General features: G+C 64.7%; 19 protein-coding genes. 11 read left to right on the forward strand and 8 right to left on the reverse strand.

Annotation, left to right across the window (positions count from 1 at the left end; translation table 11 throughout):
• Together secD and secF are read left to right on the forward strand one after the other, a co-directional pair.
• A partial coding sequence (secD, locus tag VKM35_RS00005) for a protein translocase subunit SecD (protein ID WP_324317040.1) occupies positions 1–1,515 on the forward strand: 1,515 nt, incomplete at its 5' end.
• A 3-nt stretch (positions 1,516–1,518) separates the two neighbouring features.
• Positions 1,519–2,511: a protein translocase subunit SecF gene (gene secF, locus VKM35_RS00010; RefSeq protein ID WP_324317042.1), complete on the forward strand. Its 993-nt coding sequence runs from the start codon at positions 1,519–1,521 to the stop codon at positions 2,509–2,511.
• Between the two features lie 139 nt (positions 2,512–2,650).
• On the opposite strand, the gene VKM35_RS00015 is transcribed toward secF, so the two are convergent.
• On the reverse strand, positions 2,651–3,454 hold the full coding sequence (locus tag VKM35_RS00015) for an inositol monophosphatase family protein (protein WP_324317044.1): 804 nt from the start codon (positions 3,452–3,454) through the stop codon (positions 2,651–2,653).
• A 148-nt stretch (positions 3,455–3,602) separates the two neighbouring features.
• Here VKM35_RS00015 and VKM35_RS00020 point away from each other — a divergent pair, with 148 nt between their 5' ends.
• Both VKM35_RS00020 and VKM35_RS00025 read left to right on the forward strand, forming a co-directional pair.
• Positions 3,603–4,355 carry an RNA methyltransferase gene (locus tag VKM35_RS00020; protein WP_324317046.1) on the forward strand — a complete coding sequence of 251 codons (753 nt, stop codon included), beginning with the start codon at positions 3,603–3,605 and terminating at the stop codon, positions 4,353–4,355.
• A gap of 98 nt (positions 4,356–4,453) precedes the next feature.
• Positions 4,454–6,574: a putative bifunctional diguanylate cyclase/phosphodiesterase gene (locus VKM35_RS00025; protein ID WP_324317048.1), complete on the forward strand. Its 2,121-nt coding sequence runs from the start codon at positions 4,454–4,456 to the stop codon at positions 6,572–6,574.
• 28 nt (positions 6,575–6,602) lie between these two features.
• On the opposite strand, the gene VKM35_RS00030 is transcribed toward VKM35_RS00025, so the two are convergent.
• Complete coding sequence (locus VKM35_RS00030) at positions 6,603–7,235, reverse strand: exopolysaccharide biosynthesis protein (protein ID WP_324317050.1); 633 nt, start codon at positions 7,233–7,235, stop codon at positions 6,603–6,605.
• Positions 7,236–7,272: 37 nt separating this feature from the next.
• On the reverse strand, positions 7,273–8,583 hold the full coding sequence (locus VKM35_RS00035) for a hemolysin family protein (protein WP_324317051.1): 1,311 nt from the start codon (positions 8,581–8,583) through the stop codon (positions 7,273–7,275).
• Positions 8,584–8,856: 273 nt separating this feature from the next.
• Here VKM35_RS00035 and VKM35_RS00040 point away from each other — a divergent pair, with 273 nt between their 5' ends.
• Both VKM35_RS00040 and VKM35_RS00045 read left to right on the forward strand, forming a co-directional pair.
• Complete coding sequence (locus VKM35_RS00040) at positions 8,857–9,486, forward strand: pit accessory protein (protein WP_324317053.1); 630 nt, start codon at positions 8,857–8,859, stop codon at positions 9,484–9,486.
• Positions 9,487–9,496: 10 nt separating this feature from the next.
• The gene (locus VKM35_RS00045) at positions 9,497–10,615 is read left to right on the forward strand and encodes an inorganic phosphate transporter (RefSeq protein ID WP_324317055.1); all 1,119 of its coding nucleotides are present in this window, start codon (positions 9,497–9,499) and stop codon (positions 10,613–10,615) included.
• A gap of 101 nt (positions 10,616–10,716) precedes the next feature.
• Here the strand turns inward: VKM35_RS00045 and VKM35_RS00050 are convergent, their stop codons facing one another.
• Positions 10,717–11,124 (reverse strand): hypothetical protein, encoded by a 408-nt coding sequence (locus VKM35_RS00050; RefSeq protein ID WP_324317057.1) that lies wholly within the window; start codon positions 11,122–11,124, stop codon positions 10,717–10,719.
• Between the two features lie 38 nt (positions 11,125–11,162).
• Here VKM35_RS00050 and VKM35_RS00055 point away from each other — a divergent pair, with 38 nt between their 5' ends.
• Entirely contained in the window at positions 11,163–11,492 is a 330-nt protein-coding gene (locus VKM35_RS00055; RefSeq protein ID WP_324317059.1) for an MGMT family protein, read from the forward strand.
• Between the two features lie 95 nt (positions 11,493–11,587).
• Here the strand turns inward: VKM35_RS00055 and VKM35_RS00060 are convergent, their stop codons facing one another.
• On the reverse strand, positions 11,588–12,202 hold the full coding sequence (locus VKM35_RS00060; protein ID WP_324317061.1) for a 2OG-Fe(II) oxygenase: 615 nt from the start codon (positions 12,200–12,202) through the stop codon (positions 11,588–11,590).
• A gap of 41 nt (positions 12,203–12,243) precedes the next feature.
• Here VKM35_RS00060 and VKM35_RS00065 point away from each other — a divergent pair, with 41 nt between their 5' ends.
• Positions 12,244–12,909, forward strand: a complete 666-nt coding sequence (locus VKM35_RS00065; protein WP_324317063.1) for a rhomboid family intramembrane serine protease — start codon at positions 12,244–12,246, stop codon at positions 12,907–12,909.
• Positions 12,906–13,586 (forward strand): rhomboid family intramembrane serine protease, encoded by a 681-nt coding sequence (locus VKM35_RS00070; protein WP_324317065.1) that lies wholly within the window; start codon positions 12,906–12,908, stop codon positions 13,584–13,586. Before VKM35_RS00065 ends, VKM35_RS00070 begins: the two co-directional genes overlap by 4 nt.
• Positions 13,587–13,632: 46 nt before the next feature.
• Here VKM35_RS00070 and rapA read toward each other — a convergent pair whose 3' ends face one another.
• From rapA to VKM35_RS00085, 3 genes are all read right to left on the reverse strand, one after another.
• Positions 13,633–16,497, reverse strand: a complete 2,865-nt coding sequence (gene rapA / locus VKM35_RS00075) for an RNA polymerase-associated protein RapA (protein WP_324317067.1) — start codon at positions 16,495–16,497, stop codon at positions 13,633–13,635.
• Position 16,498: 1 nt separating this feature from the next.
• A complete protein-coding gene (locus VKM35_RS00080) occupies positions 16,499–18,409 on the reverse strand; it encodes a M13 family metallopeptidase (protein WP_324317069.1) in 1,911 nt (636 codons plus the stop codon).
• A gap of 210 nt (positions 18,410–18,619) precedes the next feature.
• Positions 18,620–20,734: a M13 family metallopeptidase gene (locus VKM35_RS00085; RefSeq protein WP_324317071.1), complete on the reverse strand. Its 2,115-nt coding sequence runs from the start codon at positions 20,732–20,734 to the stop codon at positions 18,620–18,622.
• Positions 20,735–21,334: 600 nt separating this feature from the next.
• On the opposite strand from VKM35_RS00085, the gene serA reads away from it, so the two are divergent.
• Both serA and VKM35_RS00095 read left to right on the forward strand, forming a co-directional pair.
• Positions 21,335–22,897 carry a phosphoglycerate dehydrogenase gene (gene serA / locus VKM35_RS00090; protein WP_324317073.1) on the forward strand — a complete coding sequence of 521 codons (1,563 nt, stop codon included), beginning with the start codon at positions 21,335–21,337 and terminating at the stop codon, positions 22,895–22,897.
• 102 nt (positions 22,898–22,999) lie between these two features.
• A complete protein-coding gene (locus VKM35_RS00095; protein ID WP_324317075.1) occupies positions 23,000–23,644 on the forward strand; it encodes a histidine phosphatase family protein in 645 nt (214 codons plus the stop codon).
• Positions 23,645–23,817: the final 173 nt, after the last annotated feature.

The raw sequence follows: 23,817 nt of genomic DNA on the forward strand, positions 1-23,817 counted from the left end.
GGCGCCAAGCCGATGACGCTGGGCCTCGATCTGCAGGGCGGCGTGTACTTCCAGATGGAAGTCGACCAGGCTGCGGCGCGCACCAAGCGCGAAGAGGACTACATCGAGGAAATCCGCGCCGCGTTGCGCGACAAGACCATCCGCTACAGCGAAGTCAGCCGCAGTGCGGCTGGCATCCGCATCCAGCTGAGCAGTGCCGCCGACAAGACCGCAGCGCTGAATCTGCTCAGCCGGGAAATGCCCAAGCTGCGCTTCACCGAGTCCAGCGACACGCTGATTCTCGGCATTGTCACGCCCGAGGAAATCAAGGCGATCGCCGACGCTGCGATCGACCAGAACGTCGCCACGCTGCGCAACCGCATCAACGGTCTCGGTGTGGCCGAGCCGGTGATCCAGCGCCAGGGCAGCAACCGCATCGTGGTGCAGCTACCGGGCCTGCAGGACACCGCCGAAGCCAAGCGCCAGCTGGGTGCGACCGCGACGCTGGAATTCCGCGCCGTAGTCGAAGGCGATGCCGCCAGCGCGCTCAAGGACGGCACCGTGCCGGCCGGGGCCCGCGTCTATACCAACACCATGAATGGCGTTCCGATCATGTTGTCCAAACGCCGCCTGGTCTCGGGTGACCAGTTGGTCGATGCGACGCCGCAGATCGATCCGGAAAGCGGTCGTCCGGCGGTGAGCATCAAGCTCAATGCCGCCGGCGGCAAACGCATGCTCGACCACACGCTCGACAATGTCGGCAAGCGTCTGGGCATCGTCTACATCGAACGCGTGCCAACGTCGGTGATGATCGACGGCAAGGAAGTGCGCTCCTCGCGCACCGACGAGCGCGTGATCAGCGCCTCGACCATCCAGGGCGTGTTCGGCAAGGATTTCCAGACCACCGGCCTGAGCCAGGAAGAGGCAAACAGCCTCGCCAAGCAGCTCAAGGCAGGTGCGCTGGCCGCACCGGTGGACATCGTCGAGGAACGCGGCATCGGTCCCTCGCTTGGTGCCGCCAACATCGCCGCCGGCCGCAAGGCCGTCGAGATCGGCTTCCTGCTGGTCTGCGCATTGATGATCGTCTACTACCGCGTGTTCGGCGTGATCTCGGTGCTGTCGCTGTTCCTCAACCTGCTGCTGCTCACGGCCGTGCTGTCCGTGCTTGGCGCGACCATGACGATGCCCGGCATCGCCGGTATCGTGCTCACGCTCGGCATGGCGATCGACGGCAACGTGCTGATCAGCGAGCGAATAAGAGAAGAGTTGCGCCTCGGCAATTCGCCGGTGTCCAGCATCAAGGCCGGTTACGAGCGCGCCTGGACGGTCATCCTCGACTCCAACGTCGCCAAGATCATCGCCGCCATCGCCCTGTTCTCGTTCGGCTCGGGTCCGGTGCGCGGTTTCGCGGTCGTGCTGTTCCTCGGCGTGCTGACCTCGATGTACACCTCGGTCACGGTCAGCCGTGCCCTGTCGACGCTGATCTACGGCCACGGCCGCAAGATCAAGAGCGTCTCTGTCGGAGGCGGGTTCTAAGCCATGGAATTTTTCAATCCCAACAGCAACGTCAACTTCATGGGCATCCGTCGCTGGACGGTGTCGCTGTCGCTGATTCTTTTCCTCGCCTCGATCGTGTCGCTGTCGACACGTGGTTTGAACCTCGCGCTCGATTTCACCGGCGGCACGCTGGTGGAAGTCGTCTACGCGCAGCCCACCGAGCAGGCGGCCGTCAGTGCCGCGCTGGCGAAGATCGGCATGGAAAAAGCCGTGGTCCAGCGCTTCGACGCGCAGAACTACGCGATCCGCCTGTCGCCGAAGGAAGTGACCGACCTCGCCACCGCGGTGCATGCCGATGCCCGCGCGGAAGACGGATCCAATCTGGATACGCGCAACTCTCAGGTCGCCGACAACCTGCTCAAGGCGCTGGGCGCGGATGGCCAGCAAGTCACCAAGAAGCACAGCGAATACGTCGGTCCGCAGGTCGGCTCCGATCTCGCCTGGGGCGGTCTGGTCGCCGTGGTCGTGGTGCTGGTCGGCATCATGATCTACATCATGATGCGCTTCGAATTGAAGTTCGCGATCGCCACCGTGGTCACCGAGCTGCATGACGTGGTGCTGACGCTGGGCTTCTTCTCGCTGACCGGCATGGAGTTCGACCTGGCGGTGCTTGCGGCGATCCTCGCGGTCGACGGCTACTCGGTCAACGACACCATCGTGGTGTTCGACCGCGTGCGCGAACTGTTCAAGACCACGCGCAACCTCGCGCCGGTCGAGGTGCTCAACAAGGCGGTCAACTCGACGCTGTCGCGCACGATCATGACCTCGCTGGCCACCGCGTTGACCGTGCTGGCGCTGTTCCTGTTCGGCGGCCCGACGTTGAAGGGCTTCTCGACGGCGCTGCTGATCGGCATCGTGGTCGGTACCTTGTCCTCGATCTTCTTCGCCAACCCGCTGCTGTTGTGGCTGGGCGTGACCAAGCAGGACCTGATGCCGAAGGCCAAGGACGAAGCGGAACTCGCACGCCGGCCCTGATTGCTGGTGTTGCCGCACAAATAAAAAGCCGCGCTGATGCGCGGCTTTTTATTTGTGGCTCTTGTAGGAGCGACGCAAGTCGCGACCTCTATTCAACGTCGGCAAGTTCGCGACTTGCGTCGCTCCTACAGGTGCGAAATCAATCAAACGACGACGCGTAACCCGATTGCACGATCGCTTTCTGCAAGGCCTCGCTGACGCGCAGGTTGCCGGCGACCATCTGGCCGGCGTTGAGGATCTGCTCGCCGCGACCGCGGTAATCGCAGACGCGGCCACCGGCTTCGCGCACCAGCAACATGCCGGCGGCGACATCCCAGGGCTTCACGCCGGCTTCGAAATAGCCGTCGGCGCGACCGCAGGCGACGTAGGCCAGGTCCAGCGCGGCCGAACCGGTACGGCGGATGTCCTCGGCGTCGCCGAGCAGCGTGCGGATGGTGTCGAGCTGGTTGCCCAGGCGGGCGCGTTCGCGCGGCGGGAAGCCGGTGATCAGCAAGCTGCCGCCCAGGTCCTTGCGGTCGCCAACGCGGATCTTCTTGTCGTTGAGGACGGCGCCGGCACCACGGCTGGCGGAAAAGATTTCGTTGCGCAGCGGATCGTAGATCACGCCGTCGGTCGGCTCGCCGTTCTCGACCAGCGCGATCGAGACGCAGAAGTGCGGCAGGCCGCGCAGAAAATTGGAGGTGCCATCGAGCGGATCGATGATGAAGGTCTGGCGACCCTTGCCCATCGCTCCGGATTCTTCCGCGAGGATGGCGACATCGGGATAGGCGCGGCGCAGTTCCTTGATGATTTCGGCTTCGGCGAGCGAGTCGACCTCGCTGGCGTAATCCTGGCGCGCCTTCTCGAAGACATTGAGGCTGTCGAGCTTGCCCATGTGGCGCAGGATCACATTGCCCGCTTGCCGGGCGGCCTTGACCATGACGTTGACGACAGGTTTTTGCATGGGCTTCCCGTCCAGGATCCGCTGAGTTTATGAAGAGCCGCGCCGGGTCGGTGCCCGAGCGGGTCGCATGATACCAGACCGACCCTCGAGCCTGCGCTCCAGGCCACAGCCACGGCGAAATCCCGCGCCCCGCAGCTACACTATCGCCATGAATGACGCGCTCAAGATCGTCCTGGTCGGCACCCGGCACCCCGGCAATATCGGCTCGGCGGCCAGGGCAATGAAGACAATGGGACTGTCCCGGCTGGCCTTGGTCGCACCGGAATGTTTTCCCGATCCACATGCCTATGCGCTCGCCGCCGGCGCCAATGATGTGCTCGATGTCGCCGAAGTCCATGCGACGCTCGAAGACGCACTCGCCGAATGTCGTTTCGTGATCGGCACGACCGCGCGCCGGCGCACTGTGACGATGCCGGAATTGCCGCCGCGCGATGCCGCGCGGCAGTTGGTCGATGCGCAGGCACGCGGTGGCGTCGCGCTGGTGTTCGGGCGCGAGCGCACCGGTCTGGAGAATCACGAACTGCAGCTATGCCACGCCTCGGTCTGCATCCCGGCCAATCCCGATTACAGCTCGCTCAATATCGCCGCAGCGGTGCAGGTGCTGTGCTACGAAATCCGCATGGCGACGCTGTCGACGAACGCGAATGCCGACATGGACGCCGCGACGATCGCAGCGTCGATCGATCCCGACGACCTGCCCGCGACGCAGGCGGAGATGGAAGCGTTCTTCCAGCATTTTTCTGCGTTGCTCGATGACATCGATTTCCACAAGGGCCGGCCGCCGGACATGATCAGCCAACGCCTGCGCCGGTTGTTCCAGCGCGCACAGCCCGATCCGCGTGAGTTGCGCATCCTGCGCGGCATTTTTTCCGATACCCAGCGCCTGTTGAAGAAGTCCTGAGTCGCGGCCACTGCCCTTGGGGCGGCGGTATCGGTTAGGCTTGGGAATCATGTTCTTGCTTGCGCGGGATGGCTGGGGATGATTTTCCGGGGCGCACGATGCCGATGAAGTTGAGGCTGGGGTTACGCGGCCAGCTGCTTTTCGTGCTCGCGATCCTGTCGCTGCTGGTGCTCGCGATGGCCTTCGGCCTGTGGCGCGGCGAAGAGGCGAGCCGGCGCGAAGTCCTCGCGCATTCCAATGCGGCGATGCAGGAGCTGGCCCGGGAAAACCTCACGCGCCGCGGCGAGCAACTCGCCGGACAGTTCGCGAAAGCGGAAGCCGTGCCGATGCTTTCCGGCGACAGCCCGCGCATCGCCGTGGTCGCGCGTGCAACCCTCAACCAGCCCGATGTCCAGTATGTGATCGTCTATGACCAGCGCGGCCATATCGTCGATGACGGCGGCGACGGCAGCCACGTCGGCCAGCCGATGGTCGATCCACTCGCCGATGCGGCCTTGTCTGCCAGCGCGATCACCAAACAATGGGCCGACAACCTGCTCGACGTTTCCGCGCCCGTGCTCAACGACGGCCGGCGCATCGGTGGTGTCCGCGTCGGCTTGGTCGGCAGTCCGCCCAGCGAGGCGCAGGACCGCATCCTCGGGCCGCTGAACCAGCATCTGCACGAGGCCAGCCGCAATCATCGCCGCTGGTTGGTGATCGCCTTGCTCGCGCTGCTGTCGATCAGCGTGCTGTCGGTCTACCTGCTTGAATGGCGCGTGCTTGCGCCGATACGCGCGCTGGCCAAGACCATGGCCGCCAGCGCTGCCGATCCCGAACGCGTCGCGCCAGTGGATTCGGAGCGTGAGGATGAGATCGGCGATCTGTTCCGCGCGTTCTCGCGCATGAGCGCCGGCGTCGCCCGGCACGATCGCGAAATCCGCCGCATGGCCTACACCGATCCGCTGACCGGCATGTCCAATCGCCTGGCGTTCCGCGAAGCGCTCGACGACCGCCTGCTCACGCTCAATGCCAACAGCGGCGAGCTCGCGCTGCTGTTCATCGATCTCGACGATTTCAAACGCGTCAACGACACGCTGGGTCACGAAGCCGGCGACGACGTGCTCAGCCAGCTCGCGGTGCGCGTGCGCATGACGCTGGAAAACCACGGCGGCAAGGGCGCGGAGATTGCGCGTTTCGGCGGTGACGAATTCATCGTGCTCTTCCTCGCCGACGATATCCGCGCCTCGTCCGCACGTCTGGCCGAATCGTTGATCGAGGAAATCGAACGCCCGCTGCTGCTCGCCGGCAAGCAGGTATTCCTCGGCGCCTCGGTCGGCATCACGCTGTTCCCGTTCGATGCCAGCAACGCCGGGCAGCTGCTCAAGAACGCCGACATCGCGATGTACCAGGCGAAAGTCGCCGGCAAGAATTGCTACCGCTTCTACAGCCGCGCGATGGACCAGGCGGTCGAGCGCCGCGTGCAGCTGGAACAGGAATTGCGCGGCGCCTGGGAGCGCGGCGAGATGTCCGTGGTCTATCAGCCGCTGTTCCATCTCGCCGACGGTCGCATCACCGGCGCCGAGGCGCTGCTGCGCTGGCAGCATCCGCGCCTGGGCATGGTGCCGCCATCGGTGTTCATTGAAGTCGCCGAACAAAGTGGCCTGATCGAATCGTTGGGTCGGCACGTGCTGGAAGCTGCCTGCCGCGACGCCGCGGTCTGGCCGAGTGTCGGTAACGCGAAACCGTTCGTGTCGGTGAACATTTCGCCGCGCCAGCTGCGCAGCGGCGAGTTGCCCGATGTCGTTGGCCACTCGCTGAAAACATCCGGGCTATTGCCGCAGCAACTGCACTTGGAACTCACCGAGACCGCTGTGCTCAGCGACGAGGCGCAGGCCAGCGCGCTTTTGTCGCGCGTGCGCGCGACCGGCGTGAAAGTCTGGCTCGACGATTTCGGCACTGGCTTCTCCGGCCTCAGTCATCTGCGTCGCGTACCGGTCGACGGCGTAAAAATCGATCGTAGCTTCGTCGCTGATGTGCTGCGCGATCCCGACGATCTCGCGCTCACCACCGCGATCATCGCGATGGCGCATTCGCTGGGCATCACCGTCGTCGCTGAAGGCATCGAGACCGAAGGCCAGTACGCGATCCTGCGCGAACGCGGCTGCGATCAGGGCCAGGGTTTCTGGCTGGGCCGCCCGATGCCGGCCGAGGATTTCTTGAAGTTGTTCGTGCAGGAGTGAGCGTCGGCGCAATGCCAGGCAATAGGTTCTAGTGCTGAAACCACCCGATCACATCCGCCAGCGCTTTCGTCATCGCACCTGAGAAGGTTGCGAGCACCGCGATCTCGGCCAGACCCAGGGCCCAGGCGATCAGCATCAGGCGGCCGTCGCGTTCGATCAGGGCGAAGGCGAAGACCAGCAGGATCAGGCCGAACGGGTAGTTGGTCAGTGGCAGGGGCAGGGCGAGCAATACGCCGAGCAGCAACAGCAACAGACCGGTGAACGCGTGTGCGAGCGGATGCGTGAGTACGGCTTCGTTGCGCGGCCGCGTGAGCTTCTCCAGGCGGTCCAGCCATTTGCCCATGCGATTGCGGAAACCGATCAGCACGCGGCGATGGATGCGTCGGCGGCCCAGCCATCCCGGCAGCCACGGATGTTCGAGGCGCCACAGGAATTGCAATCCGATCAGCGTGACCAGACTGCCGCTGACGCCGCCGACACCGACCGGCAGCGGAATGAAGCAGGGCAGCATCACCAGCAACAGGAACAGGCCGAAGCCGCGTTCGCTGAATTGATCGAGCAACTCGCTGAAGCTCAGTGCCTCATCCGGATCGCCATCGGCGAGTTTGTCGATGAGTGCGCGGGTGCTGGTACTGGTGCTGGCGGCGTGGACGTCGGTCATCGCTCTCTATTGGGGATCAATGGCCGCGGACGCAAGTTCAGGTCGTGTGTTCGGGCTGCGACAGCAAGGTCCGTGCGACCAGCAGTTTGTCGATGCGCGCACCGTCGAGATCGACGACCTCGATGCGCCAGCCCTGCCAGTCGAAATGTTCGCCGGCATGCGGGATGCGGCCGTAACGCGCGATCACCATGCCCGCGACCGTGGTGAAGTCGTTGTCGTCTTCGCCGGGCAGTTGCCGCAGGACGAGCAGTTCGCGGAATTCCTCGATCGACAGGCGGCCGTCGATCAGCCAACTGCCGTCGTCGCGCTCGATCACCAGCGGTTCGTCGTCGGCGCTTTCGATCTCGTGCACGCGGCCGAGCACGGCGCCGAGCAGGTCGTTGAGCGTGACCAGGCCCTGGATGTCGCCGTATTCATCGACGACCAGCGCCAGCGTCTGTTGTTCTTCGCGGAAGATGTCGAGCAGCTTCAACGCATTGGTGGAATCGGTGACGAACAGCGCGGTGCCGAGATTCGTGAACAGGTCGGGCTTGCCATCGTCGTCGATCAGGCCGGCGAGGTGTTTCACTTCCAGGATGCCCAGCACTTCGGTATCGGCGCCGCGATAAACCGGATAGCGCGCCAGCGGCGTCTCGCGCATCGTCGCGAGGTTTTCCTCGCGCTCGGCGTTCGCATCCAGCCAGACGATGCGCGTGCGCGGCGTCATCAGCGAATCGGCGCTGCGGTCGCTCAGGCGCAGCACGCGGTTGAGCATGTTGCGTTCGTCGACATCGATCATGCCCTGCTCGTGGCTTTCGGCGACGAGATGGCGGATTTCTTCTTCCGTGACTTTTTCCTCGGCAAGCGAACCTTGCCCAAGTACTCGCATCAGGAGACGGGTGCTGCCGGCGAGCAGGAATACGGCGGGCTTTGCGATTGTCGCCAACACGCTCATCGGCAAGGCCACGCGCTGCGCGATCGGCTCGGGACGCAGCGTGCCAAGGCGCTTGGGCAGCAGCTCGCCGAGCACGACCTGTATGTAAAGGATCAGTCCGAAACTGAAGGCGAATGCGATGGTATGCGCGTAAGGCGCGATGAGGTCGATCCGCGACAGCGGGACCTCCAGGCGCGCCGCCACCGATTCGCCGCCGAACGAGCCCGTCAGCAGGCTCAGCAAGGTGATCCAGACCTGGACCGCGGACAGGAAACTCTCCGGGTGCTCGGCGAGTTCGATCGCCTTGGCCGCGCCGCGGCTGTCCTTGGCCATTTCCTTGAGGCGGGCCTTGCGCGAGGTGATGACGGCCATCTCCGACAGCGCGAAGAAGCCGTTCATCAGCACGAAGACAACGACGATGAAGAGTTCGATCATGGCAGCGCAGTCGCTTCGCCGGCGCAGACCGCCGCAGGGATCGAAAGGCGGAGGAGGGGGGCGACGGACGTTGCCAGCACCGATATCGGCAGGCTGGCCAGCAGGAACGAGGGCAGGGGGCGGCGCAACAGGGAAAAGGGCATGGCCTGCGGTGGTCGGGGCTATCGTGTCCGCAAGCATACAGCAGGCCTGTATCCGGGCCGCGGACTGTCATCTTTGAGTAAACTAGCTGACATGTGCCGGATGCTCCGGCGGAACCCAGAGGGCGGCGCGATGTTTTCTCTCCAGACCATTTTCGGCAAGGGCGACAAGTTTTACGGGCTGCTGGAAGCCAGCGCCGCCGCCGCCCGCGAAAGCACCCGCGCGCTGATCGAATTGCTGGCCACGCCACCGGCGCAGCGCTCGCTGGAGAAGTTCAAGCTGGCACGCCAGCGCGAAAAGGCCCTGGCCGCGCAGATCAGCCAGGAGCTGGTCAACACCTTCGTCACCGCGCTTGAACGCGAAGACATCGATGCGTTGTCGAGCGCCCTGTACAAGATTCCGAAGATCGTCGAGAAATTCGCCGAGCGCTACATGCTCGCTGCCGAGCGCCTCGGCGAAGTCGATTTCACCTCGCGCGCCGTGATGCTCGAGCGCGCCTGCGAAGTGATCGAACAGATGGTCGGCCTGCTGCGCAAGGGCATGAACATCGACACCAGCAAGGCCCTCAACGACAAGATGCAGGCGATCGAAGCCGAAGCCGACCGCCTGATCCTCGAGCTCTATCGCGAAACCTATTCGCGCGAAACCGATCCGATGCGCTACCTGATCCTCAAGGACCTGTTCGAACTGCTGGAAAAAGCCATCGACCGCTGCCGCGATGCCGGCAACGTGGTGCACCAGGTCGTATTGAAGAACTCCTGAGGAGCCGGCCGTGCTTACCCTGCTCCTGCTCGTCATCGCGACGGCGTTGGTGTTCGAATTCATCAACGGCTTCCACGACACCGCCAACTCCATCGCCACCGTCGTTGCGACCAAGGTGCTGACGCCGATGCAGGCGGTGGTGATGGCCGCGGCGACCAACCTGATCGGTGCGTTCTGGGGCACGGCCGTGGCCAAGACGATTTCCTCGGGGCTGGTCGACGCCAACGTCGTCATCCTGTCCTCGCAGGTGATCATCTGCGCGCTCGCCGGCGGCATCGTCTGGAATCTTTTCACCTGGTGGCGCGGGCTGCCGTCCTCGTCCAGCCACGCGCTGATCGGCGGCATCTGCGGCGCCGCGCTCGCCGCTACCGACAACAACTGGCATGCGCTGGTCTGGGCGAAGACCGGCGAAAGCCTGAGCAAGAACAGCGGCCTGTACTGGAAGGTCGTCGTGCCGATGGTTTCCTCGCCGGTGGCGGGATTCCTGCTCGGCGTGCTGATCATGGGCGGGCTGATGGCCTTGATCAGCAGCATGAACAACGCCGGCGGTTCCCTGGCGCGCATCTCGCGGCCGCGCTGGATCAATGCGTTCTTCGGCAAGGCGCAGGTGTTGAGCGCCGGCTACATGGGCTTCGCCCACGGTACCAACGACGCGCAAAAAACCATGGGTGTGATCGCGATGGCGATCATCGCGGCGCAGGCCGACGGCACGCTCGATCATCTGCCGTCCTGGCTTGCCTTCATGCATCCGCACGGCGGCAAGGACGGCATCGACTCCTGGATCATCATCAGCTGCGCGCTGGTGATGGCCGCCGGTACCGCGATGGGCGGCTGGCGCATCATCAAGACGCTGGGTCACAAGATGATCAAGCTGCATCCGATCAACGGCTTCGCTGCGGAAACCAGCTCGGCGACAATCCTGTTCGTCGCGGCGCATTTCGGCATGCCGGTCTCGACCACGCACAGCATTTCGACCGCGATCATGGGCGTGGGCTTCGCCAAGAATCCGCGCGCGCTCAAGTGGTCGGTGATCGAACGCATCGTCTGGGCATGGATCCTGACGATTCCCGCCGCCGGCATCATCGCCTGGTGCCTGGTGCGGCTGCTTAAGGCGCAGGGTTGGGCGTAAGAATAGCCATGTAGGAGCGACGCCAGTCGCGATTGCCTGCTATCGAAGAGATAGCCATCGCGACTTGCGTCGCTCCTACAGTCGCTCCTGCATCGCTTGCCTCAGAGCAAATCGCCGCCGGCGGACAATTCGCGCTCGAGGTTGTCGCCGAGCCCGCCGATTTCCAGGACCATGCGATCGACTTCCGCGGCATTGAGCGTGTCGTAAGGGCGGTTCTCGCACAGTTGCAGGTAGGGCACGGAATCGAGTTCGCCAATCGCCATGTAGCCGACGCGGCTCTGCCAGTTGAAGGCGAGCATGCGGCGCAGGTCGAGCCCGGTCATCGGCGCAACGGCGGTGTTCACGCGCAGGAACTTGCGGCCATCCTCGCTCTCGAGTTCGGCGAGGAAGATGCTCTGGTGGCGCTTGCCCTTGTCCAGGGAAAGTTCGACGCAGACCAGGTACGGCTCGCGCGCGGTGAGTTTGTATTTGCCCTGGACGTGGCTGCGGATCTGTTCGAAATTTTGCATGGCGGCATTTCCTTTGCGAGGGCGTATCCTAAACCCGCATGCCGGGAAAGTCTGCCGCCGAGAAGATACTCGCCGCCATTCGCGCCGTTCCGCGCGGACAGATCGCCGGCTATGGCGAGATCGCGCGCCGCGCCGGCCTGCCCGGTCGCGCACGCATGGTCGCGCGGATACTGGCGGACAACGATGACCCGAAACTGCCCTGGCATCGCGTCCTGCGCTCCGACGGCCGCATCGCATTTCCGCCCGATGACCGCCAGTTCGCCGAACAGGCGCAACGCCTGCGCGCCGAAGGCGTGATCGTCGAGAATGGCCGCGTGCGCGGACAACGCGCGGCCGCGACGCTGGACGAAGTGTTGTGGAAGCCGTGATTGCCACGTTTCTGTAGGAGCCACGCGAGTCGCGACAGCTCGCTCCGACGCGAGAGCTGTCGCGACTCGCGTCGCTCCTACACAGAGAGAGAAAATCAGGCGTCGTCGCGACGGCGAAACCAGGCGGCGATGCTCAGGCGCTCGCGCGTCGCGGCCAGTACTTCGTGTTCGATTTCGGCGCTGAGGAAAATCACCATCGTGCCGATGCACGGCAGGATATCGATGGCGCCGTCCGGCAGGTGCAGGCGCAGCGCGCCGCCGGACTCGGCGAGCCAATCATTGTTGAGGTAGCAGACCAGAGACAGCACGCGGGCATCGTCGTCGCGGAAGCGGTCGCGATGGCGCGCATAGACCGCGCCCGGTGGATACAGTGCGTAGTGCGCCTCGACCTCGTTGATGCCCAGCATCAGGCGCCCAGTCAATTGCCGGCGCAGGTCTTCGAGTCCCGCGAGAAATCGCCGCGAGGCGTCGCCGCAGGCCGCGTCATCCAGCCACAGCGTCGAGTCGCCGCGTTGCCTGCTCGTGTGCTTGCCGTCGCCGCGGCCGGTGGCGGCGGGCAGCAGTGCGTCGCGATGGGAAAATCCTTCCGTACGCAGGACCAGCAGCAGTTCGTGGTCGATGGCGATCGACAGCACCGCATATCCCGATGTCGACAAGCCCGCCGCAGCGATATCCAGCGCGGCGGACTCGACCGATAGGGCGGACTGCATCATCGGGCTATCATACGGCCTCGCTTCCGGAGATCAGGCCCTTGAATCGCATTCCTCCCGTGACGCTGGGCTTGTTGATCGCGATCATCGCCGGGTTTTTGTTGCAGCAATGGGCCTCGCCGGAATTGCAGGCGCCTTTCGAGCTCTGGCCCTGGGGAAGTTTTCCGGCGCAGTTTTCCGAATTCGGCAAGGTTGTCCGCGTCGGCTTCCAGCCCTGGCAACTGGTCACGCATGCGTTCATGCACGGTGGCTGGGTGCATCTGGCGTTCAATGGCTGGGCCTTGTATCAGTTCGGTTCGGCGGCCGAGAACTATCTCGGCTCGCGCCGCTTCGCTTTTTTCTATTTCTTCTGCGTGATCGGCGCCGGGCTTTGCCAGTTGCTGGTGACGACGATGATGCTCGATGCCGTCGATCCGATGCCGATCGCGACAGTCGGCGCTTCCGGCGGGATCTTCGGTCTTTTGTTGGCTTTCGCGGTCTACTATCCAGGCGCCAAGTTGATTTTCCTGTTGCTGCCGGTGCCAGTACCGGCGCGCTGGGCCGTGCTGATCTATGGCGCCATCGAGCTCTACCTCGGACTCAGCGGCGCGCAGTCCGGCGTCGCGCATTTCGCGCATCTCGGCGGCCTGTTGTTTGCGGCGATATTGATCCTCTACTGGCGTGGAAAACCACCGGCGCGCCGATATTTTTCGGGTGACGATCGATGAACTCCATTCCACCACTGACGATGAAGCTGCTGTGGGCAGCCGTCGCGAGTTTTCTTGTCTCGATGCTGCCCTGGTCGGTTCTTGCGCATCTGGTGCTGTGGCCGATCGGCGGCATGGGCGGTGACATCGACGGAGGCGTGCTCGGGTTCCTCGGCGATTTCATGCCCTGGCAGTTGGCGACGCATCTGCTGGTCAATCCCGGCACGAAGATGATTTTCGTCGCGCTGACCTTGTATTTCTTCGGCGGCATGATGCTCGAGGCGATCTGGGGCAGCCGCCGCTACGGCCTGTTCCTGCTCGCCTGCGCGGCGGGTTCGACGTTGCTGCAATTCATCGTTTCGTCGGTTGCATTCAACGTCGGTCTCGGCGGCTACTCGCCCACCTATGGCGCCGACGGCGTGATGTACGGAATTTTATTCGCCTGCGCCTATCTCGATCCGCAGCAGAAAGTGATGCTGATCCTGCCGCCGATCCCGGTGCGCATGCAGACATTGGTGATCGTGCTTTGCACGCTCAATTTCGGCGTTGGGCTGTGGAGCGCGGGGCTGCTCAGCCAGTTCGGATTCCTCGGCGGCCTGCTCGCGGCCTGGCTGCATATCCGCTACTGGCGCGGGCAGCCGCCGTTCGGCAAGAACAACAGGAAAAAGCCGCCGCCGCGTTTCCGCATCGTGAATTGAATCCGCTCGCGCATCGCGGCGCGAGCTACAAATAGCTTGCGGCCGATCAACGCCGCAGCGACAGGAAATCCGCGCTGGCCACCAGACGCAACGAATCCAGGCGCGGGCGCGCGGTTGGCAGAGCCGCCAGCAATTGTTCGCGTTCCGCGCGCAACGCGGCGATTTCTTCGGGACGCACGGCTGGGTTCACCCGCGCCAGCGCCTCGATGCGCAGCAGTTCGTTGCCGAGCAGGGCATCGGCGTGGATGACGGCGCTTTCGATCAATGCCGCGCAACGGGTTTCGCTCTCGCCGCGGGCTTTCTCCAGCATCGGCGGCACCAGCGCCTGCAGGACCTTGCGCATCGGCGACAGGTCGAACTGGCGATCGCCGGCGCGCAGGCCGGCGCGTTCGTTCGGTGCGAAATCCGGTCGCGCCTGCAGGCGCGTGTCGATGGCGATGCTCACCGGCGTCGGCGGCAGGAAGCGATCGGCATTGAGACTTTCCTGTGCGACGCATTCGAGCACGAACACCGATTCCAGGATCACGCTGCGCGGCGGCAGGCTGTCGTCGATCAGGAAGGCGACGTTGCCGGTCTCGCTGGAGAGCAGCATCTCCTGCGCCGAACGCAGCATCGGATGGTCGGCGCGCAGGTAGAGCAGATCATCGCGGGCGAGGGCGGTGGCGCGGTCGAACGTCGCCTGGCGCGGACCATTCTTGAGTTCGGCGAACCCTTCCGTGGTCAGGTACTCGGGATCGAGCAGCCACAGCGTCGGGCTCAGCGGCTCGTGGTGCACGCCGAAGGCTTCGAGCAGGCGCATCGGATAGTCGTCATCGCCGCTGGCGACGTCGTTCTCGCGCAGTGCGGTCATCAGCGCATCGTCGCCCTGGCCCTGGCGGCTGCCGAGTTCGAGCAGGCGGTCGCGGCCCTGTGCGATCAATTCCGCGAGCTCGACATGCGTACTGCGCGTGCGCTCGATCAGCTTCGTCAGCGCCGGCTCGCGTTGCTCGGCGTCGGTTTCGGCGAGCTGGATGAGTTCTTCGCCGAAACGGCGCAGCAGTTCGCGGCCATCGGCGACCACGCCGGTGAAGGCATCGAGGCCTTCGTGATACCAGCGCAGCAATACTTCCTGCGGACTGCCGGCGATCGCGGCGACGTGCACATTGACATCGCCGAGTTGGCCGATGCGGTCGAGGCGACCGATGCGTTGTTCGAGCATGTCCGGGTGCAGCGGCAGGTCCCAGAAAATCAGATGCTGCGCGAACTGGAAATTGCGGCCTTCGGCGCCGATTTCCGATGCGATCAACAGGCGCGCGCCTTCGGGTTCGGCGAAATACACCGCGTTGCGGTCGCGCTGCAGCAGGTTCATGTCTTCGTGGAAGCGCGCGACGGGCAAACCGCTGCGCAGGCGCAGCGCTTCTTCCAGCGCCTGCACCTTGGCGCGGGTGCGACACAGCAGCAGCGCTTTCGCCGGTGCGATCTCGTCGAGCTTGCGCAGCAGCCAATCGGTGCGCGGATCGTTTTTGTAATCGTGCGCGGGCTCGTCGCCATCATCGAGGTGATCGATCACGGCGCCGAGGTCGTGTTCGAATTCGGCTTGCAGCAGACCGGGCTGCGCCGGATCGTCGCCGGCATCGAGGATGTCGATGTCGGCGATGCGCGTCGGGAAACCGCCGACGGCGGCGCGGCGGTTGCGGATCATCACGCGACCGGTACCGTGGCGATCGATCAGATCGGCGAGCAGGGCATCGCGCGCATCGCCGTCGCCGTGCGCGATCTTCGCTAGACGCGAAGCGAGCAGATCGCCTTCGCCGGGAAACAGTGGCGCCAGGGTTTCGATGTCGCCGGCAGTCAGCGATTCGCTGGCGAGCAGGCGTTCGGCGAGCGCCGACAGCGCGAGATAGTGTTTCTGTTCGGCGACGAAACTTTCCAGGTCGGTGTAGCGCGCCGGATCGAGCAGGCGCAGGCGCGCGAAGTGGCCACCGAGGCCGAGTTGTTCCGGCGTCGCGGTGAGCAGCAGCAACGCCGGAATTTGTCCGGCCAGCGCTTCGACCAGATCGTAGGCCGGACTCGCTGCGGCCGGCGACCAGGCGAGGTGGTGCGCTTCGTCGACCAGCAGCAGATCCCAGTCGGCAGCGAGCGCTTGTTCGCCGCGTTTGTCATGACTGGCGAGCCAGTCGACCGAGGCGATGACGAGCTGCTCGTCCTCGAACGGGTTGGCGTTTTTCTCGGTGAGCTCCAGCGCTTCGCAGCGCTCCTCGTCGTAGATCGAGAAAGCGAGGTTGAAGCGGCGCAGCAGCTCGACAAACCACTGGTTGACCAGGCTTTCCGGTACCAGGATCAGCACGCGGCGGGCGCGGCCGCTGGCGATCAGTTGCGCGGCGATCAGGCAGGCTTCGATGGTCTTGCCGAGCCCGACTTCATCGGCGAGCAACAGTCGCGGCGGGCGTCGTGCGGCGGCGATCTCCGCGACGCGCAGCTGATGCGGGATCAGGTCGATACGCGCACCGAGCACGCCCCAGCCCGGATGCGCACGCGCCTGCGCGCGGCGTTGCAGCAGTTCACGGCGCAGTTCGAAACGATCGTTGCGATCCACGCGCCCGGCGAGCAGGCGTGCGTCGGCTTGCGACACCGGTTGTTCGGCATCGAGTTCGCCTTCGGCATGGCAACGTCCGGCGCAGTGGTAGCGCAGCAGGCCGTCGAGTTCGTCGACGCGTTCGACGATCGTCGCGCTGCCGCCGATCTGCACACGGTCGCCGCTGCGGAAGGCCGCGCGCAACAGCGGCGCGCTGCCGATGGCGTAATGACGCAGCACGCCGCTGCCGGTGAACACGATCTGCACCTGGCGACCAGCCAGGCGCAGCACCGTGCCGAGACCGAGTTCGGGTTCGGCGCTGCTGAACCAGCGTTGGCCTGGCAGGAAGTCCGACATGTCAGCGCAGCAATGCGGCCTGGTCTTTCGCCGCCTTGAACAGCGGCTGCCCGGCCTTGCAGGCGAACACGCGGGCGAAATCCGGCTGGTTGATCACGGTGCCGTTGACGCGCCATTTCGCCGGCGCGTACGTGGTGCTCGACAACGCGGCGGTCACAGCCGAATCGCGATCCTGTCGCGCCCAGATCGCTGCCCACGCGGTGTAGAAAGCTTTCTTCGCGGCCCAGTCGGTCGGCGCCTGCGTGTTCAGTGCGTCGTAGGCAATTTCCAGACCGGCGAGGTCGGCGGCGTTCTGCGCCTGCGTGCGTGCACCATCGACCTTGTTCGATCCGATCGCGGTGTAGGCGCCGTATTGATTGACCAGCGCGCTGCCGTGCGCCATCCAGGCGGCCTGGTATTCGCCGCCGCCGAACAGGCCGAGGACGATCTGCTGCGCCATCAATGCGCCAATCGCGCCGTAGTCGCTGGCCGTGGTCTTGCCTTCGAAGATTGGCGCTTGCAGCGCGGCGGCGGTGACGATCAGGCGATTCTGCGCGGGTTCGAAACCGACCACTGGCTGCGCCTGGCTGACCGGCCAGGGCCAGACCGGAGCGGTGAGGCGGGCGATCGCGCGGGCTTTCTGCCAGCGACGCAGGGCGAGCAGGTTGCCGGCGAATTCGCCGCGATCAAAATGCAGGCCGTCGAAGGACACCGGCGTCGCCGGTTTGGCGATCGCCAGGCGCATCGCGTCGATCTGCTTGCGTGCAGCGAGTTTTGCATCGGCATCGAGCCAGGTCGCGCGATCGATCGCACGGCCGGTGGCGGCGCGGATCGCCTCGCCGATCGCATCGGCTTTCTGTTCCTGGGCGGCACCGAGATAGCGTTCGGCATACGCGGCGCTGAGCAGGTCGGCGGCTTCGTCGTTGACCAGCTGCGAGACGCGTTCGGCCTGCGTGCGCGGCACGCGCTTGGCGAGGCCGTCGTCGACCATCAGCGCGTACGAGCGGCGGAAATCGGTGGCCAGCGCGGGCGCCAGCGAATGCAGGATTTGCGCGCGCAGATACGCCTGCCATTGCGTGACCGGCGTCTTCGCGATCATGCCGTCCACGGCCTTGAAATACGCCGGGTACTGGAAGGTGATTTCGCTGGCTGGGACATTCATCGCCTTCAGGCTGTCGGCGAGCAGCAACTGCGGGTAGCTCTTGTTGGCGGCGGCCACCGATTGCGCGGCGGCGTTGGGGACGGCCAGCGTCTGCGCGAGCTGCACTTCGATCGCAATCGCCTGGCTGGATTGTTCGGCGAGCTGCGCGCCGGGTACGCCGGAGAATTTCAGCAGGTCGGCGACATAGGCGCGGTAGAGACCGGCGACGCGCTGCACGGCGGGATCGCCGGAGGTATAGAAAGCCGGATCGGAAAGACCCAGGCCGTTCGGGATCAGGGTCGCGCGCGGCTGGCCGTTCTGCGGATCGCGCAGCACGTCGATGTCGTACAACACCGGAATGCCTGATGCCTGCAGCACGATCAGGGTGCGGGCGAGATCCTTGGGTTTCTTGATCGCATCGACCTGGGCGAGCAGGGGGGCGAGCAGTTTGCGGCTGTCGGCATCGATTTCGGTTTCGTCCTGGCCGCTGGCGACGAAGTCGGCGAGCAGGCTGGACGCGGGGCCCGAACCGGTGCTCTTGCCGGCCTGAGTCAGTTCACGGCTTTGCCGATCGGCCAGCGCCTTGATCTCGTCCCAGCGGCTGAAGCCGTCGGCGCCTGCGGGCAGTGGATGCGCGCGCAGCCAACTGGCATTGACGTTGCCGTAGAAATCCGTGCAGGCCGAAGGCGCATTCGCCGTGGGCTTCGCAGCGGGTTTTTTGGCGGCGTCGGCGCTGCCGGCGACGAGGGTCAATGCGAACAGCACGAGGAGCGGACGAAAGGCTGGGGTCATCGTGCAGATCCTTTGGGGGCGGGTCGGGGATTCTACCGCGTCGCCCTGGTAGGGACGGGCATGACGGTGAGGAACCGCTTCGGATTAGCTGCGGATCAACGCAAGCACTCGACCGTGGGCGTAGCTCCTGTTGCGGCGGGTTTCGTTCACACAAATAAAAAACGGCCCGGTTTCCCGGGCCGTCGGTGTTGCAGCAGCGGAGGCTGCGAATTACCAGATCACGACCTTCTTGTCGCCGCCGCGCACCATCGTGTCACCGGCCTTGCACTGGAAGGCGGTGGCGAAAGCGTCGATGTTGGACGGCGCACCCATCGCGCGCAGCGCGGCCGGCGCGTGCGGATCGGTGTTCAATCGCACCAGCAGCGCTTCCGGACGGATGTTGCCGCGCCAGATCGTGGCGAAGTTCAGGAAGAAGCGCTGGTCCGGCGTGAAACCGTCGATCGGCGCGGACGTCTTGCCGGCGATTTCGCGCTGCAGGGCGTCGTAGGCGATGGCGATGCCGCCGAGGTCGGCGATGTTTTCGCCCAGCGTCAGCGCGCCCTTGACGTGGTGTTCGCCCTTGGCGTCCTTGAGTGCGACGTAATCGTCGAACTGCGCGACCAGCTTGCCGGTGCGGGCGTCGAATTTCTTGCGATCGTCGGCCGTCCACCAGTTCTTCTGGTTGCCATCGGGGTCGAACTGGCTGCCCTCGTCGTCGTAGCCGTGCATCATCTCGTGGCCAATGACCGCGCCGATGCCGCCGTAGTTGAGTGCCGGATCCGCCTTGGCATCGAAGAACGGCGCCTGCAGGATCGCGGCCGGGAAGGTGATGTCGTTGAGCTGCGGGTTGTATTGCGCGTTCACCGTCTGCGGCGTCATGCCCCAGTCGTTCGGATCGGTCGGCTTGCCGATCTTGCTCATCTGGTAGGCGTTTTCGAACTTGCCGGCCGCCAGCGCATTGTCGTAATAGCTCTTGCCCGAGTCGATTGTCAGCGCGGAATAGTCACGGAACTTGTCCGGATAGCCGATCTTGGCGTGGAAGGTATTCCACTTCGCGATCGCCTTGGCCTTGGTTTCCGGGCTCATCCAGTCGAGTTTTTCCAAGCGGGCCTTGAGGGCTTCACGCAGGTTGTCGACCAGCTTCTCCATCGCGACCTTCGACTCTTCCGGGAACGCCTGCTTGACGTAAACCTGGCCGAGGGCTTCGCCCATGCTGCCGTTGATCGTGTCGAGCACGCGCTTCCAGCGCGGCTTCTGCTCCGGTTGGCCGCTGAGCTGCTTGCCGTAGAAGGCGAAGCGCTCGTCGGCGAACGCGTCCGACAGGAAGCCGGAGGCATTCTTGACCGTCTGGTAACGCAGGTAAGCCTGCCAGTCGGCGGCAGGTGCGTCGGCGACCATCTTGTTGAATTCGGCAAAGAACTTCGGCTGGCTGACCGACAGGCCGTCGACGCCGGTGACGCCTTCGGCGGCCAGCAGCTTCGACCACGGGAAATTCGGCGCGGCCTTGTCGGCATCGGCGAGCTTGACGTAGTTGTACTGGTTCTTCGGGTCGCGGGCTTCGATAGGCGTCAGCGATGCCTTGGCAAGGCGGGTTTCGAACGCGAGCACGGCCTGCGCCTGCGTCTTCGCGGCGGCGGCATCGACGCCGGCGAGGGTCAGCATCTTCTCGACATGGCTGACGAAGCCGTCGCGGATTTCCTTGTACTGCGGCTCGAGGTAGTAAGCACGCTCGGGCAGCGACAGGCCGTCTTCCTGGGCGAACGCGATGGTGTTTTTCGCGTTCTCGAAATCCGGGTTCGGACCGAAGTCAAATACGTATTGGTTGCCGTTCGCGAACGAGTCCAGCAAGAAGCTGCTCAGCGTTGCGGCGTCCTTGATCTCGTCGATCTTCGCAAGCTGCGGCTTCAGCGGCGCGATGCCGTCGGCGTTGAGCTTGGTCTCGTCCATGCCGACCTTGAAGATGTCGCCGATCTTCTGTTCGTTGCTGCCGGCGACGTTCTTGGCGGTGCTGGCGGCTTCGATGATCTGGTGCTGCACGGCCAGTGAGCGCTCGGCGAGCATGTTGAAGTTGCCCCAAGTGGTCTTGTCGGCGGGCACCGGGTTGGCGGCGATCCACTTGCCGTTGACGTGGCCGTTGAGGTCGCTGCAGATGGCGATGCTGTCGTCGAGGTCGCCCGCGGCGAAATGCGGCAGCGGCGGCAGCTTGGATTCATCGATCTTCAGCGCCGGGGCTTCCTGCGAATCGGCGACCGGGGTCGGAGCCGCAGCTTCTTCTTTCTTGCAGGCGCCCAGCGCGGCAGCGACGGCCAACGCGAGCGTCAGGTGTTTGAGGGTGTTCGAGGTCACTTCTTGGCTCCAGGCCCGGGAGGGCGTCGGTTACGGGAAACCGCCAGAACGGCGGACAGGCGCGCGAGCGTATGTCATACCCGGCGGGGCGGGCGATGGGCCAAAGGTCATGGCCCGATCCCGCAGGAGCCAGCCTGCTGGTGACATCGCAACCTCCCGTAGGAGCCAGCTTGCTGGCGACCACGCCAGCCCCGGCCGTGACGACCCCAACGCTCATCCGCTTGCGGGAATCGAGGTCGCGTTCCGGGAAAGGTGTCGCCGGCGAGCTGGCTCCTACGCGGGGCTCGCGGCAATTGGGAGGCGAAAATGGATCAGGGCCATTGGCTTGCCTGCGTCACCGCTCCGCGGAGTCTTCGCCGAACGAGGGCAGCACTGCGGGTTTTCATGCCCAGGAATTCTGCTAAGGTGGCCCCGTTGGTACAGGACTCCCATGCGCATGACGCCCCGTCTCCTGGCCGCCGCAACAGCTGCATCCGTTCCGGTTGCCCGACAATTCGTCTGTAATACCCGGCCTTTCCAGGCCACGCTCCTCGTGCATGGGGTCCCCGCGTCCGTGTTTTCTCCGGCGCACCACGACCCTTCCCCCACCTGGAGTTACCCATGCGCATCCTTGCCTGCGACGGCATCCACGCCGACGGCCTGAACCTGTTCAAAGAGGCCGGTTACGCGGTCGAAGTCAGCGAACCGATCAAGGACCCGCAAGTCCTGGCCGACAAACTCGCCGACTTCGACGTGATCCTCGTCCGCTCCGCCACCCTGGTTGGCGCCGAGGCACTGGCCAAGGCGAGCAAGCTCAAGGTGATCGGCCGTGCCGGCGCTGGCGTCGACACCATCGATGTCGATGCCGCCACCGCCCGCGGCATCGCCGTGATGAATGCGCCCGATGGCAACACGCTGGCTGCCGCCGAACATGCGATCTCGCTGCTGTTCGCGCTGGCCCGGCATATTCCGCGCGCCGATGCCGGCATGAAGGCCGGCGAGTGGCCGAAGAATGGCCTCACCGGTTTCGAACTGGAAGGCAAGAAACTCGGCGTGATCGGCCTCGGTCGCATCGGCGCCACCGTTGCGCGCAAGGCGGCAGGCATCGGCATGGAAGTCGCCGCCTACGATCCCTTCCTGCCTTCCGCCGCCGCCGGCCGCATGAGCGTGCCGATGAAATCGCTGGATGAACTGCTCGCCTGGGCCGACATCATCACGCTGCATATCCCGCGTACCAAGGAAACCACCAACCTCATCGGCGAAGCGCAGATGCGTGCGATGAAGAAAGGCGCGTATCTGATCAACGCCGCGCGCGGTGGCCTGATCGATGAAGAAGCGCTGCTGAAACTGCTCGACGAAGGCCATCTCGCCGGCGCCGCGCTCGATACCTTCGTCACCGAGCCGCTGCAGAAGGAATCGCCGCTACGCAACAACGCCAAGCTGATCCTCACGCCGCACCTGGGTGCATCGACCAGCGAAGCGCAGCAGGCGGTGAGCACGATCCTTGCGCGGCAGATCATCGATTTCCTCAAGACCGGCGCGGTCGCCGGCTGCGTCAACCTGCCGCCGCTGACCGCCGAAGCCGCGCGCGAAGTCGGGCCGTGGATGCCGCTGATGACGGCGCTCGGGAAGCTGTCGGCACGGCTTGTTCCTGCGCCAACGAAATTGCAAATCACCTACGCCGGGCGCACGGAAGCACTGGATACGCGGCCGCTGTCGCGTTTGCTGGTCGCGGCATTGCTGGGCTCTGCCTCCGGTCGCGTGACGCCGGTGAATGCGTTGCACGAAGCCGCCGCGCGCGGTCTGGAAGTGTCGGAAACGCTGGGTGGTGATGGCGACGGTTTCGACCGCCTGCTGCGCATCCGTGTCGAAGGCGAGAACGGCGCGCGTGAAATCGAAGCCACGCTGCATCGTGGACCACGTGTCGTGCGCCTCGACGGCGTCGAACTCGATTTCGATCCCGGCGCGCACATCCTGCTGATGCGTAACGAGGACGTGCCCGGCGTGATCGGTCACATCGGTTCGCAGCTCGGTGCCGCCGGCATCAACATCATCAACTTCTCGCTCGGCGCGAACGGCGATGGCCAGGCGGTGGCGGCGATCACCGTCGACCGTCCGGTATCCGAGCAGCAGCTGGTCGGCCTGCGCACCGTGCCCGGCATCGTCGCGTTGGCGATGGTCTGAGCCTGCTTCGATGACTGCACCGCATCGTTTCTGTTTGTGCAGCGATGCGGGCAACTCGAATTCCCTTCAAATCGAAAATAGATACGCGACATCGGTGACTCAATGAAAATTCTGTTGGCAAGACACGGCGAAACTCCCTGGAATGCCGAAGGCCGCTATCAGGGCCAGATGGATATTCCGCTCTCGGACGTCGGCGAGGCGCAGGCGAACAAACTCGGCATGCGCCTGCGTTTCGTGCAGATAACACGCGCTGTCGCTTCGCCGTTGGTTCGGGCAAAGCGCACGGCGCAATTGGCATTGGGCGAAACACGCGCGGCGAAACTCATGCTCGACGCGGGCTTGCAGGAAATTGCCCATGGCGAATGGGAGGGGCTGCTCGCCAGCGAAATCCGCGAACGCGATCCGGACTTGCTGAAAGCCTGGCGCGATGCCCCGGAATCGGTGCAGATGCCCAATGGCGAATCGCTGCAGCAGGTGCTCGATCGCGCTTGGCCGGCGTTCGCGAAGGCCTGCGAGGGTCTTGGTGATAACGACACGTTGCTGATCGTCGCGCATGACGCCGTCAACCGCGTGTTGTTGTGCCGGATCCTCGGCCTGCCATTGCCAAAGTTGTGGTCGTTTCGGCAGGCGCCGACAACGATCAACCTGCTTGAGGGCCCCGACGTCGATCATCTCGAAGTCGTGCGCCTCAACGACAGCAACCACCACACGGCGCTGTTCGGCGAAGCGGTGCATCGGGCGTTGTAGTGTACTTGTAGGAGGCAGCTTGCTGCCGACAATGCTTGCCCCAAGTCGCCTGCGTGTTGCTATTGGGTTGCGTTTGAAAATATCACCGCCGCCCTTTCGCACCCGCGTCCCCGAAACCCGCGGTCCGACTGATGCCGGTTCGGTCAGCACATCCTGCGCTGACTCACCGTCGC

The sequence above is a fragment of the Arenimonas sp. genome (assembly GCF_035312645.1).
Taxonomy (GTDB): Bacteria; Pseudomonadota; Gammaproteobacteria; order Xanthomonadales; family Xanthomonadaceae; genus Arenimonas.

Bases quoted from the DNA above. Each gene is read 5' to 3' on its own strand.
- secF (WP_324317042.1), top strand. From the start codon at position 1,519: ATGGAATTTTTCAATCCCAACAGCAACGTCAACTTCATGGGCATCCGT.
- VKM35_RS00015 (WP_324317044.1), bottom strand. From the start codon at position 3,454: ATGCAAAAACCTGTCGTCAACGTCATGGTCAAGGCCGCCCGGCAAGCG.
- VKM35_RS00020 (WP_324317046.1), top strand. From the start codon at position 3,603: ATGAATGACGCGCTCAAGATCGTCCTGGTCGGCACCCGGCACCCCGGC.
- VKM35_RS00025 (WP_324317048.1), top strand. From the start codon at position 4,454: ATGCCGATGAAGTTGAGGCTGGGGTTACGCGGCCAGCTGCTTTTCGTG.
- VKM35_RS00030 (WP_324317050.1), bottom strand. From the start codon at position 7,235: ATGACCGACGTCCACGCCGCCAGCACCAGTACCAGCACCCGCGCACTC.
- VKM35_RS00035 (WP_324317051.1), bottom strand. From the start codon at position 8,583: ATGATCGAACTCTTCATCGTCGTTGTCTTCGTGCTGATGAACGGCTTC.
- VKM35_RS00040 (WP_324317053.1), top strand. From the start codon at position 8,857: ATGTTTTCTCTCCAGACCATTTTCGGCAAGGGCGACAAGTTTTACGGG.
- VKM35_RS00050 (WP_324317057.1), bottom strand. From the start codon at position 11,124: ATGCAAAATTTCGAACAGATCCGCAGCCACGTCCAGGGCAAATACAAA.
- VKM35_RS00055 (WP_324317059.1), top strand. From the start codon at position 11,163: ATGCCGGGAAAGTCTGCCGCCGAGAAGATACTCGCCGCCATTCGCGCC.
- VKM35_RS00060 (WP_324317061.1), bottom strand. From the start codon at position 12,202: ATGCAGTCCGCCCTATCGGTCGAGTCCGCCGCGCTGGATATCGCTGCG.
- VKM35_RS00070 (WP_324317065.1), top strand. From the start codon at position 12,906: ATGAACTCCATTCCACCACTGACGATGAAGCTGCTGTGGGCAGCCGTC.
- rapA (WP_324317067.1), bottom strand. From the start codon at position 16,497: ATGTCGGACTTCCTGCCAGGCCAACGCTGGTTCAGCAGCGCCGAACCC.
- VKM35_RS00080 (WP_324317069.1), bottom strand. From the start codon at position 18,409: ATGACCCCAGCCTTTCGTCCGCTCCTCGTGCTGTTCGCATTGACCCTC.
- serA (WP_324317073.1), top strand. From the start codon at position 21,335: ATGCGCATCCTTGCCTGCGACGGCATCCACGCCGACGGCCTGAACCTG.
- VKM35_RS00095 (WP_324317075.1), top strand. From the start codon at position 23,000: ATGAAAATTCTGTTGGCAAGACACGGCGAAACTCCCTGGAATGCCGAA.